General features: G+C 71.7%; 9 protein-coding genes. 8 read left to right on the forward strand and 1 reads right to left on the reverse strand.

From position 1 onward, the window contains the following. The first annotated feature begins 5 nt into the window (after positions 1-5). Genes ACGFNU_RS47865 through ACGFNU_RS47875 form a run of 3 tightly spaced genes read left to right on the forward strand, consistent with a single transcriptional unit; the run spans position 6 to position 4,035 of the window. Complete coding sequence (locus ACGFNU_RS47865; RefSeq protein WP_392603423.1) at positions 6-1,877, forward strand: M20/M25/M40 family metallo-hydrolase; 1,872 nt, start codon at positions 6-8, stop codon at positions 1,875-1,877. Then, entirely contained in the window at positions 1,874-2,794 is a 921-nt protein-coding gene (gene cysD, locus ACGFNU_RS47870; RefSeq protein ID WP_392603424.1) for a sulfate adenylyltransferase subunit CysD, read from the forward strand. The genes ACGFNU_RS47865 and cysD overlap by 4 nt, the downstream gene beginning before the upstream one ends. After that, complete coding sequence (locus ACGFNU_RS47875; protein ID WP_392603425.1) at positions 2,794-4,035, forward strand: sulfate adenylyltransferase subunit 1; 1,242 nt, start codon at positions 2,794-2,796, stop codon at positions 4,033-4,035. Before cysD ends, ACGFNU_RS47875 begins: the two co-directional genes overlap by 1 nt. Before the next feature lie 250 nt (positions 4,036-4,285). Here ACGFNU_RS47875 and ACGFNU_RS47880 read toward each other — a convergent pair whose 3' ends face one another. Next, positions 4,286-5,161, reverse strand: a complete 876-nt coding sequence (locus tag ACGFNU_RS47880) for a LysR substrate-binding domain-containing protein (protein WP_392603426.1) — start codon at positions 5,159-5,161, stop codon at positions 4,286-4,288. 282 nt (positions 5,162-5,443) lie between these two features. Here ACGFNU_RS47880 and ACGFNU_RS47885 point away from each other — a divergent pair, with 282 nt between their 5' ends. The 5 genes from ACGFNU_RS47885 to ACGFNU_RS47905 all read left to right on the forward strand — a co-directional run bounded on the left by ACGFNU_RS47885 (position 5,444) and on the right by ACGFNU_RS47905 (position 12,384). Then, the gene (locus tag ACGFNU_RS47885) at positions 5,444-5,572 is read left to right on the forward strand and encodes a hypothetical protein (RefSeq protein ID WP_392603427.1); all 129 of its coding nucleotides are present in this window, start codon (positions 5,444-5,446) and stop codon (positions 5,570-5,572) included. Between the two features lie 14 nt (positions 5,573-5,586). Next, positions 5,587-7,809 (forward strand): TOMM precursor leader peptide-binding protein, encoded by a 2,223-nt coding sequence (locus ACGFNU_RS47890; protein ID WP_392603428.1) that lies wholly within the window; start codon positions 5,587-5,589, stop codon positions 7,807-7,809. A 51-nt stretch (positions 7,810-7,860) separates the two neighbouring features. Next, a complete protein-coding gene (locus ACGFNU_RS47895; protein WP_392603429.1) occupies positions 7,861-9,351 on the forward strand; it encodes a SagB family peptide dehydrogenase in 1,491 nt (496 codons plus the stop codon). A gap of 160 nt (positions 9,352-9,511) precedes the next feature. Further along, entirely contained in the window at positions 9,512-11,779 is a 2,268-nt protein-coding gene (locus ACGFNU_RS47900; RefSeq protein WP_392603430.1) for a sensor histidine kinase, read from the forward strand. Next, positions 11,779-12,384 (forward strand): DNA-binding response regulator, encoded by a 606-nt coding sequence (locus ACGFNU_RS47905; RefSeq protein WP_392603465.1) that lies wholly within the window; start codon positions 11,779-11,781, stop codon positions 12,382-12,384. The genes ACGFNU_RS47900 and ACGFNU_RS47905 overlap by 1 nt, the downstream gene beginning before the upstream one ends. Positions 12,385-12,396: the final 12 nt, after the last annotated feature.

Here is a 12,396-nt window from a genome sequence, read left to right on the forward strand (position 1 = left end):
GACCCATGCCAATGCTCGGACCCGTCGCCGGTTCTCGCGGGCCGGCGCTGTACGTCGTCAAAATCGGAAGTTCCAGCCTCGCCCACGACCGGGTGTTCGACGAGGTGGCCGCGCTGCGCCGCCGCGGAGCGCGGATCCTGGTCGTCGCGGGCGGCGCGCGGGCCATCGCCGCGCACTACGCGTCGATCGAACGTCCCGTCCGGGAACTGCGGCTGCGCACCGGCACCGTGCGGTACTGCCCGCCGGACGAGATGAGCCACATCGTGGACGCCTACGAGCGGATCACGCTGCCCCGGGTCCGGGCGGGCTTCGCCGAACGCGGCCTGACCGTCCACGCGAGCGTCGCGAAGGACTGGGGCATCGTCGCCGGGAAGGCGAACCCGCCGTTCCGGGCCGTCCAGGACGATCGCGCCGTGGTGGTCCGCGACCACCGGGCGGGCTCGGTCACGCGGGTGGCGGCCGACCGGCTGCGAGCCCTGCTCGCGGCGTTCGACGTGGTCTGTCTGTCGCCGCCCGTCGCCGACGAGGCGGGCGGCCCGGCGCTCAACGTGGACGCCGACGTGCTGGCCGCCGAACTGGCCAACGCCCTCGACGCCGACCATCTCCGGCTGGTCACCGGCACGCCGGGGCTGCTCACCGACCCGGACGACCCCGCGAGCCGCGTCCCGGACGCGCTGCGCGGCGACGGCGAGGCCTACGCGCGGGGCAGGATGCGGCAGAAGGTGCGCGCCGCCGAGATCGCGCTGCGCGGCACCGCCGACGTGGCCATCACGGGCCCCCACCTGCTGGCGCCCGGTTCGGGAACCCGGTTCTGGCGGGCCCCCGCCCCCGATCCCGGCCTGGACCTGCCGGCCCGGATGGTCGAGATCTCCTCGGTCTCCGGAGACGAACGCGAGCTGGCCGAATACCTCGTCGACTGGTGCATCGAGCGCGGGATCGACGCGACGATCGACCCGGCCGGAAACCTGGTGGCGACCCGCGGCGATGGCGCGCACCGCCTCCTGATGCTCGGCCATCTCGACACCGTTCCGCACCGCTGGCCCGCCCGCTGGGACGGCGAGCGCCTCACCGGCCGCGGCTGCGTCGACGCCAAGGCCAGCCTGGCCGTGTTCCTGCAGACCCTGGCCGAACTGGACGTCCCCCCCGGGGTTCAGGTGCGGGTGGTCGGCGCGGTCGAGGAGGAGAACACCTCGGCCGGCGCCTTCCACGTCCGCGACCACTACCCGGCGGACGCGGTGATCGTCGGCGAGCCCAGCGGAGCCGGGGCGCTCACCGTCGGCTACTACGGCCTGCTCAAGATGCGCCTGCGGGTCGACGAACCGGTCGGGCACACCGCGGGCCGCGACGTGCGGACCGCGGCCGACACCCTGGCCGACACCCTCGGCCTGATCCGCGCGCGGATCGGCGAGGCGAGCCCGGACGCGCTGGTGGCCACGCTCGGCGTCCACGCGGTGAACGCGGGCGACCGCCAGGTCGGCGAGGCCGTGGTGGACGTCCGCGTGCCCGGGCCGTCCCCGGACCCGCTGATCGAGCTGGTGCGCGAGGCCGCCGGGCCGGTCGCCGTCGAGGTCCTGCGCGCGACGCCCGGCACCTCCACGCGCCGCTCGAACGCCTTGGTCAAGGCCTTCTCACGCGCGTTCCACGAGGCCGGGATCAACCCGCGGTTCCTCGCCAAGAAGGGCAGCAGCGACATGAACACGCTGGCGACGACCTGGGCCGGGGTCCCCCAGGTGGCCTACGGGCCCGGCGACGCCTCGCTGGACCACACGCCGCACGAGCACATCGACGCCGCGGAGTACCGCGGGGCCCGAAACGTCCTGACCCATGCCATCGCCGCCTGGGTCGACTCAACCGTCCCCGAAGGAATGGTGAGATGACCACCGCGACGACCACACCCATCCGGCCGCTGACCCATCTCGACATATTGGAGGCGGAGGCCGTTCACATCCTCCGGGAAACGGCCGGCGAGTTCGACCGGCCGGTCATCCTCTTCTCCGGAGGCAAGGACTCCGTCGTCATGCTGCACCTGGCGCGCAAGGCGTTCGCTCCGGGGCCGCCGCCCATTCCGCTGCTGCACGTCGACACCGGGCACAACTTCCCGGAGGTCATCGCCTACCGGGACGCCGTGGTGGCCGAGCACGGCCTGCGGCTTCACGTCGCCTCCGTCCAGGAGTACCTGGACACGGGCCTCCTGGCCGAACGCCCTGACGGGATGCGCAATCCGCTGCAGACCACGCCGCTGCTGGAGGCCATCGAGTCGCACCGCTTCGACGCGGTGTTCGGCGGCGGCCGCCGGGACGAGGAGAAGGCCCGCGCCAAGGAGCGGGTGTTCTCGCTGCGCGACGAGTTCGGCGGCTGGGACCCGCGCAGGCAGCGTCCCGAACTGTGGAACCTCTACAACGGGCGGCACTCCCCCGGCGAGCACGTGCGCGTCTTCCCCCTGTCCAACTGGACCGAGCTGGACGTCTGGCAGTACATCGCCCGGGAGGGCATCGAGCTTCCGCCCATCTACTTCGCCCACGAGCGCGAGGTCTTCATGCGCCGCGGCATGTGGCTGACCGCCGGCGCGTGGGGCGGCCCCCGGCCGGACGAGCCCGTCGAGCGGCGCTCGGTGCGGTACCGGACGGTCGGCGACATGTCGTGCACGGGCGCCGTCGACTCGGCGGCCACGACGGTGACCGAGGTCATCGACGAGATCGCCGCCTCCAGGCGGACCGAGCGCGGGGCCACGCGCGCCGACGACCAGATGACCGAGGCGGCCATGGAGGACCGCAAACGGGAAGGGTACTTCTGATGACCTCGCTGCTCCGCTTCGCCACGGCCGGCTCCGTGGACGACGGCAAGTCGACGCTGGTGGGCCGGCTGCTGTACGACTCCAAGACGATCCTCGCCGACCAGTTGGAGGCGGTGGAATGGGCCTCCCGCGAGCGCGGCCGGGAGGACACCGACCTGGCCCTGCTCACCGACGGGCTGCGCGCCGAGCGGGAACAGGGCATCACGATCGATGTCGCCTACCGCTACTTCGCGACGTCCCGCCGCCGGTTCATCCTGGCCGACACGCCCGGCCACGTGCAGTACACCCGCAACATGGTCACCGGCGCGTCCACCGCCGACCTGGTGCTCATCCTGGTCGACGCGCGCAAGGGCATCGTCGCGCAGACCCGGCGGCACGCGGCCATCGCGGCGCTGCTGCGGGTCCCCCGGGTGGTGCTCGCCGTCAACAAGATGGACCTGGTGGACTGGTCGGAGGAGGCCTTCGCGGCCATCGCCCGCGAGTTCGCCGAGCTGGTCGCCGACCTGGGGATCGGAAGCGTCACCTCCATCCCCGTCTCCGGTCTGACCGGCGACAACGTGGTCACCCCGACGTCCCGCATGCCGTGGTACCGGGGCGAGACGATCATGGAGTTGCTGGAGAGCGTGGAGGTGGAGCAGGACGCGGCCCGCGCCCCGGCCCGGTTCCCCGTCCAGTACGTCATCAGGAACGACGGCCGGCGCTACTACGCGGGCCAGCTCTCGGCGGGCGGGCTGACGGTCGGCGAGCGCGTCGTCGTGCTGCCGAGCGGGACGGTCACCGCGGTCGAGGCGATCGACGCGCTCGGCGAGCAGGCCGCGGCGGCCTGGGCACCGCAGTCGGTGGCGCTGCGGCTCTCCGACGAGCTCGACGTGTCGCGCGGCGACCTGATCGCCGAAGCCGAGGACCCGCCCGTGCTCGCCTCCGAGTTCCGCACGACGATCTGCCACTTGCACGAACGTCCCCTGGAGCTGGGCGAGGAGGTCGTGGTCAAGCACGCCACCCGGACCGTGCCCGGGGTGGTCACCGACATCGTCCCGCGCACCGGCCTGGCCGATCTGACCTGCCGCCCGGGCGCGCGGACGCTTGAGGCCAACGAGATCGCCGGGGTCGCGCTGCGCACGTTCGCCCCGCTGCCGGTGGACCTGTACGCCCAGTCGCGCACCACCGGGGCCTGCCTGCTGATCGATCCGGCCGACGGGGCGACCCGCGCCGCCGGGATCATCGAGTCCGTTCCCGCCTGAGCGCCTGGCGGCCGGGGGCCTTGGGGACCAGGCGGCCGGACCGGGCGGCCGGGGGTCTTGGGGCCAGGCGGCCAGGGGCCTGAGAGCCTGGCGGCCAAGGGGCTTTGGAGTCCTGGCGGCCGAGGGCCTGAGGGCCAGGCGGCCGGGAGATTGCGAGCCTGGCGGCCGGGAGCCTGAAGGCCAGGCGGCCGGGGGCTTCGCGGGCCTGGCGGCCGGGAGACTGAGGGGTCGGCGGCCAGGGGTCAGCCGGTCATTCGACGAAGGGGTAGTCCCGCAAGGCGTTCTGGAACGTCTTCTCCGCGATCGGCCCGATGCCCGACGCCGCTCCCGGGCCGGACATCGCGAGGGTCACGGGGACGGGTCCCGGAGGGCTGGGCAGGGCGCTGCGGACCGTCTTGGGCAGCCCCCACAACTCGTCGCCGTTGGCGATCAGGCACGCCACTCCGAGGCCCGCCTGGGCCGCCGAGCGCACGCCGACGAACTGGTCGCCCTCGTAGCCCACCCGCCAGGACACCCCCGCGTCAGAAAACGCTTCCATGATGGGCCCGCGCAACGTGCAGGGCTCGGAGAACAGGGTGAGCGGAAGCTCCGCGCCCTCGCCGTACGCCGGCCGGCCGAACCAGTCCATGCGCATGAGGCCGAGCGGGCAGCTGAGGGACGGCGGAAGGCGCAGCTGGTTCTGCAGGAGCAGCGCGCAGTCGAACTGCCCGCTGGTGACCTGTCCCTCCAGCGACTCGCTGAGCCCGGTCTGCACGGTCACCTGTGCCCGGGGCAGCTGCCTGGCGAACAGGCGGAGGATCTCCGGAAGCGCGTCCGCCAATTGCTCGACGACGCCCACGGAAATCCGGGTGGAGCCGGTGGTGGGAATGAACCGCGAGACGGCCTCGTCATTCAGCGCCACGATGCGGCGCGCGTAGCCGAGCAGTTCCGTGCCCTGGGGGCTGAGTTTCAATTCGCGGCCGGTCGACAGGAAGACCGGCCCCTTGAGGATAGTGCCGAGTTGCCGGATCTGCTGGCTGACCGCGGGCTGCGTGATGTGCAGCGCCTCGGCCGCTCGCCGGAAACCGCCTCGATCGACCACGGTGACGAAGGTGCGCAGCCGGGTGATCTGCAGATCATGATGCATGGTCTCTCACCTCGATGCGCTGCTCAGTACGGCAGCCGTTCCCCGCTGGGTGTGCGGGTGTCGATGGCACCTTTCCGTGTCCGCCGCTTTTTGATCTTCATGTGTATTCGAATCATGGAACCGACGGTAGGCCGGAAGTACCGCGACCTCCCACACCCTGCGTCATCGAGACGGTGTGAATCTTTCACATCCCGATGATGACGAGAGAACTATGAAGGACCCCTTCGCCGATCGCAGAATGCTTGACATCGACGAACCGCAGAACCGGCGAAGGAGCCCCTGATGTCGATCTGGATCACCATCCGCCCGGAGGAGCAGCTCGTGCACCACGGCCACGAGATCACCGACCTGATCATCGAGGACCTCGACCACGCGGCCCCGCTCTCGGCGGCTTATACCTACTGCGGCTGAAGGGCACACCGCACATGAACGACGAGCCGATCGGGTTCAAGCGTCATGTGGCCCCGGCGATCGTCCCCGGCGAGGCGGTCTACCTGCTGTCCGCCCAGGGGACGATCGCCCTTTCCGGGGCCAAGATCCAGAGTCTCGCGCCGCTGCTGGACGGCCGTCACAGCCTGGACGAGGTGCGCGAGCGGACCAGGCTCTCCGACGCCGAGGTCGACGCGACCCTGAGCAAGCTCGCCGAGGCCAACCTGGTGGGATACCGCAAGCCGAGCAGCGAGCCCCCGGCCGACGCGTACTGGGACCTGGCGGGCGCGGAGACCGCCGAGGCCCCCGCCGGCCGAGTCCGGCTCATCGAGCTGGGCGACGAGGAGTCGGACGAGGACGAGCACCGGGCCGAAGCCGCCGGCGCGCTGCGCGACCTCGGGCTGGAGCCGGACGACGGCGCCGAGTTCGCCCTCGTCCTGTGCGACGACTACCTGGACCCGCGGCTCGAGGACCTCAACCGGCGGCGGCTCGCCGACGGCGTCCCCTGGCTGCTGGCCAAGCCGTCGGGACCCGAGCTGTGGATCGGCCCGGTCTTCCGCCCCGGCGAGGGCCCCTGCTGGTCCTGCCTGGCCACGCGGCTGAGCGCGCACCGGAGAGGGGAGATGTGGTTGCGGAGCAAGGTGGACACCTCCCTTCGTCCCCCGGAGGCGTCGCTGCCGACCACCCGCGCCCTCGGTGTGAACCTCGCGGTCCTGGAGACGGCCAAGTGGATCGCCGACGTGCGCACGCCGCAGCAGGACGCCGTCTGGACGCTCGAGACCCTGAGCATGGAGGCCGAACGCCACCAGGTCTCCCACCGGCCGCAGTGCGCCGCGTGCGGGGACAGCGAAGTCATCGCCGAGCAGGTCTGCGAGCCCGTCGTCATCAGGTCGCGGGCGAAGAAGGCCACGGGCGGCAACGGGCACCGCGCGCTCTCCCCCGAACTCGTGTGGCACGAATACGAGCATCTGGCCGATCCGGTCACCGGAGTCACCGAGCCCATCCGGCGTGACCCCCGATGCCCGCCGTTCCTGCACTGCTACCTGGCCGGCCCCAACCTCGCGTTGACCCACGATGACTTGACGGCAATGCGCACGGGATTGCGCCGGCAGAGCGGCGGCAAGGGCCATACCGAGCTGGAGGCCCGGGTCGGAGCGCTCTGCGAGGCCGTCGAACGCTACTGCGGGTCCAGGCACGGCGACGAGCCGGCCGTCCGCGCGAGCCTGCGCGACCTCGGCCCGGCGGCGGTGCATCCCGACTCCTGCCAGCTCTTCGATCCCCGGCAGTACGCCGACCGGGACCGCTGGAACGCCGCGGGCATGAACTTCCAGTACGTTCCGGAACCCTTCGACGACCAGGAGGTCCTCGACTGGACGCCCGTCTGGTCGCTGACGCACGGCAACCGGCGCCTGCTCCCGACGGACCTGCTCTACTTCGGCCGCTCGGGCCATCCGTCGGTGCTCGCGAACTCCAACGGCAACGCGGCCGGTTCCTCCCTCGAGGACGCGATCGTCCAGGGGTTCCTGGAACTCGTCGAACGCGACGCCGTCGCGCTGTGGTGGTACAACCGGACGCGCCATCCGAGCGCCGACCCCGCCCTGCTCGCGGACCCGTGGATCGCCGGCCTCCGGGCGCGCTACCGGAAGCTCGATCGCGAGTTCTGGGTGCTCGATGTGAGCTCCGACCTGGGCATACCCGTGATGGCCGCCATCTCGCGGCGGACGGACAAGCCCGCCGAGGACATCATGCTCGGCTTCGGCGCGCACTTCGATCCCGAGGTGGCGGTACGGCGAGCCCTCACGGAACTGGGGCAGCTGCTGCCCAACGTCTCCGCCGCCCGCGCCGACGGGTCCGGATACGGCGAAGCCGACGCGCACACCCGGAACTGGTGGCTGACGGCGACGGCGGCGACCCACCCGTACCTGGTGCCGGACGCCCGGCAGAGCCCCCGTCCGCATTACTACGTCCCGCGAAACGACCTGAAGGACGACGTCGAGCACATCGTCGCCCTGGCGCGCGGCGCGGGTCTGGAGGTCCTCGTCCTCGACCAGACGCGACCGGACATCGGCATGCCCGTGGCGAAGGTCATCGTGCCCGGCCTCAGGCATTTCTGGGCGCGCTTCGCTCCCGGGCGCCTCTATGACGTCCCGGTGGCGCTGGGACGCCTGGAGAGGCCGACCGCTTACGCGGATCTCAATCCGACCCCTCTCTTCCTGTGACGTCACGCCGTCCACATCCTCGCCCAGTTCCCGCCAACAGGAGCCATCGCGATGTCTGACCCGCCATATCCCCTCTGGTCGTTCCGGGAAGACGTCCACCTGGAGCCGGATCCGGGGAGTGGATGCCTGCTCATCCACAGCAGGTGGGACGACCTGCGCATCTCGATGCCGGGCGCGCCGCTCCTGGAGGCGCTGCGCCGCATGACGCTGGGCCCGATCTCGCTCGACAACGTGCTCCGCGGCGAGCGTGAGAGGCGGGAGCTCTTCCGCCTGCTCGACGGCCTGCAGCACCTCGTCGTGCGTTCCTTCGGCCTCGCTCCCGAACGGCCGCTGATCTCGGTCGTTCCGCTCGACCCGCAGGCCCGCTTCGAGCTCCCCGAGACGCCCTCGGCCAATCCGGTCCGGCTCTCCCGCTTCGCGTTGATCAGAAGCGACTCGCGCGGGTACTGCGTCGAGTCGCCGCTGGCCCTGCACCGGGTGCTCCTGCATCAGGGCCAGGCCGTGACCGAACTGGGCGAGCTGATCCGTCCCGTCGTGCCCGCGGAGATCGGGCGGCCGGCCCAGGAGGTCATCCGCTATCTGACGGCCGCGGGGATGCTGGTGGAGACCAGGGCCGGCGGCCCGTTCCAGCCGCTCCGCTTCGCCGAGGACACCGATCCCGCCCTCGCCCTGTGGACGCCGTTCGACCTGATGTTCCACACCCGGTCGATGCCGGGGCGCAACGACCAGGACTTCGGCGCCGTCTTCCCGCTGGGCGAGCAGGGCGCCGTCGAGCCGGTGGTGAAACCGCCGATGGCCGACGACGCGATCTCGCTGCCCAGGCCGGAGTGGGACGCGCTGCTCGCCGCGGACCCGCCCATGACGGCGGCCATCGAGGGCAACGACCGTACCGACGGATGCCCCGAGGATCCGCTGACCCTCGGCGAACTGGCCGGGCTCCTCTACCGGACGGCCCGGCTCCGGTCGCTCATCGGCTCCCGTGACACCGACTCCACGACCACCACGAGCGACCGGCCGTACACCTCCCACGGCGGCTCGTACGAGCTGGAGCTGTACGCCGTGATCGACCGGTGCGCGGACCTCCCGCGCGACGCCTACCACTACGACCCCTTGCGGCACGTGCTGGAGCCGCTGAACGCCAAGCCCCCGGACGTGGACGAGCTGATGGAGATGGGAAGGGTGCTGGCCGGCCTCGAGCGCCGGCCGCCCATGCTGCTCATCATCACCGCCCGGTTCCGGCGGCTTTCCTGGAAGTACGACGGCCTCGGCTACTCGCTCGCCCTCACGAACGTCGGCGCGCTCACGCAGACGCTGTCGCTGGTCGGCACGGCCATGGGAGTGGCCACCCGCGGGCTGGACGCCACGGACGTCGAGGTCGTCGCGCGGGTGCTCGGCTTGGACTGGCGGGTCGAGTCGGGCGTCGGCGGCCTCGCCGTCGGCCGCCGCGCCGCGGCGGCGCGGGCTCCCGGGCACCCCGCTCACCCGGTCAATGACGCCGAGTGGAGCGAGCTCGCACGCGCCGTGCTGACGGGACGCGACTGACCTCTGTTGGCCAAATTGAACCGCAGATCGTATTGCCTGTTATACGAATCTTCTACCAAATTGTGATGAGAGCACCGGATGCTGGACGGGCGAGGGGTAGGGGGGCGTCAACATGACGGCTGCTCGCTTATTACGGCCGTCCCACTCCACAGCTCCCCACATGGCCAGGACGATCATCGCCGTCGTCCTGCTCGGCGTCATGGCCAACACCCTGATCGCCGTCCTGGACGCAGGGCTCCGTGACTGGCGGCTGGCCGCGTTCTGCGGCTGCCTCGCCGGCATCCTCGCCCTCCAGCAGACCCACTCCACCCGGAACCTGCTCGCCTGGACGCCCGCGCGGCGGACGCTCACGCTGTCCGCGCAGGCCGCGCTCACCTTCGCCCCTTTCACCTTCGCCGGGCCCGCGGCCGGGGCGATCGCCGGGTTCCTCGCCGGGTCCATGCTGCTCGCGATGACCGGACCCGCGCGCTGGGCCCTGTACGGCACGGTGGGCGGCGGCGTGCTGCTCGCGCTGTGGAACGCGCCCCTGAACGCCGTCGACATCGGCTACGCCGTCTACTTCACCCTGCTGACCGGGCTCATGGTGTACGGCATCAGCTCGCTGGCCGCCCTCGTCGGCCAGGTGCTCGCGGCGCGCGGCGAGCTGGCCCGGATGGCCATCGTCCAGGACCGGCTGCGCGTGGCCCGGGACCTGCACGACCTCCTCGGCTACAACGTCTCGGCGATCACGCTGAAGAGCGAGCTGTCCTACCGGCTCGTCGCGATCGACGTGGACCGGTCCCGCGCTGAGCTGCGGGAGGTGCTCCAGCTCGCCCGGCGGGCGATGGCGGACCTCCGGGACCTCACCGACGGCCACCGCGCGATGTCGTTCACGACCGAGCTCGAATCGGCCCGGTCCCTGCTCGACTCGACCGACATCGCCGTCCAGGTCCACGCCGCTCCCGTCGCGCTGCCCCCGGCGCTCGACACCACGCTGGCCATCGTCCTGCGCGAGGCGCTCACCAACGTGCTCCGGCACAGCAAGGCCCAGCGCTGCGTGATCCAGATCGCCGTCGAAGGCAGCCAGGCCTGCCTGTCGGTGGCCAACGACCATCCCTCCCCCAACGACCGTCCTTCCCCCGGCGCGACGCGGCGGCCCCCGGCCGGGCCGGGGGAGAGTTTCGGGCTGGGCAACCTCAGCTCCCGCCTCGAGGCGATCGGCGGGACCCTCGTCACCGAGCTCGACGGCGGCTGGTTCCACCTCGTCGCCCGCGCACCGCTGGACAGCCCGGGCCTGGAAGCGCCGGAGGACGACCTTCCGGTACCGGACGCCGAGTCCTCCCATACGTGGCACCTGGCGGCGGCGAGACGGATCGCCGTGCTGGTGCTGGCCGGATACGCGCTCCTCATCGTCATCAACGGGCTGTCGCTCACCATCGGCAACGCCAGGCTGGCCGGGATCACCGCCTGCATCATCGCCATGGCCGGCGTGCAGATCCACCATGTCCTCCGGCCGTGGCCCGCCCGCTGGATCCTGGGCACGCAGCTGGCCTTGATGGCGGCGGCGCTGGCACTGGCCGAGGAGCCGCTCGGCTCGGTCGGCGGATTCCTCACCGGGACCGTGCTCATGACCTTCGGGGGCCGGTTGCGCTGGGAGCTGTGCACGCTGATCGCCCTGGGCATCGTGCTGTGGTCGGCGACGCGGTACGACTCGGTGACCTGGACGGCCTACCTGGCGATCTCCACGGTGCTCACGGGGGTCGTGGTGTACGGCATCAGCTCCCTGTCGATCCTCGTCGGGAGGGTGGACGAGGCCCGTGCCGACATGGCGCGGATGGCCGTCGCCCAGGAACGGTTGCGGGTGGCGCGCGACCTGCACGCCGCGCTGGGCAACGCCCTTTCGACGCTCGCCGCGAAGGCGAGCCTGGCCCACCGGTTGCTGCCGGGGTCCCCGGAGGAGGCCGGGAAGCACGTCGCCGAAGTCGTGGAGAGCGGACGTCAGGCCATCGCCGGCGTCCGTTCCGTCGCCGGCGGCTACCGTCACATGTCGTTCAGCACCGAACTGGACTCCGCCAAGGGCACGCTGTCCGCGGCCGGAATCGACGTCCGGCCGGACACCGCGGCCACCGGGCTCCCCAAGGCGGCGGACGCCCTGCTGGCCGTCGTCTTGCGCGAGGCGGTCACGAACATCCTGCGCCACAGCGACGCCGGGTCGTGCACGGTCACCATGACCGTCGACCAGGTCGAGGCGCGGCTCGCCGTGGCCAACGACGGAGCGTCGCCGTCGGCCCCGGACCTCACCCACAACGAGTCGGGGCTGGGAAATCTGGCGGGGCTGCTGGAAGCCGTCGCCGGCGGTCTCACGGCGGAGGCGGGCGACGGCTGGTTCCGCCTGCTGGCCACCGTGCCGGTCGACATCAGCTCCGAACGCTTCGACGAAAGCGGATGATGATCAGGATTCTGGTAGCCGAGGACGTGCACATCGTGCGCGACGCGCTGGCCGCGCTGCTCGACATCGAGCACGACCTCACGGTGGTCGCCCAGGTCGCCAGCGGTGACGAGATCGTGCCGACCGCGCTCAGCACACGTCCCGACGTCGCGATCATCGACGTCGATCTGCCCATCGTCGACGGCCTGTCGGCCGCCGAGGAGCTCAAGGCCCAGCTGCCGACCTGCCGGACGCTGATCCTCACCGGGCTCGGCCGGCCGGGGACGCTCCGGCGGGCGCTGTCGATCCCGATCGCCGGCTTCCTGCTGAAGGACACCGGATTCGACCGGCTGGCACAGGCGATCCGCGAGATCGCCGCCGGCCGCCGCGTCGTCGACCCGCAGCTCGCGCTCACCGCCTGGGACGTCGGCGAGACGCCCCTGTCGGGCCGGGAGCTCCAGGCGCTCCGGCTGGCCGCCGAAGGCGCCGAGCCCCCCGAGATCGCCGCCGTCATGCACGTCTCGGTCGGCACCGTCCGCAACTACCTGACCAGGATCGTCACGAAACTGAACGCCCGCAACCGCGTGGACGCCATCCGCATCGCCACCGAGGCCGGCTGGATCTGAGCTCCGCCACGC

The sequence above is a fragment of the Spirillospora sp. NPDC048911 genome (assembly GCF_043198015.1).
GTDB lineage: Bacteria > Actinomycetota > Actinomycetes > Streptosporangiales > Streptosporangiaceae > Spirillospora.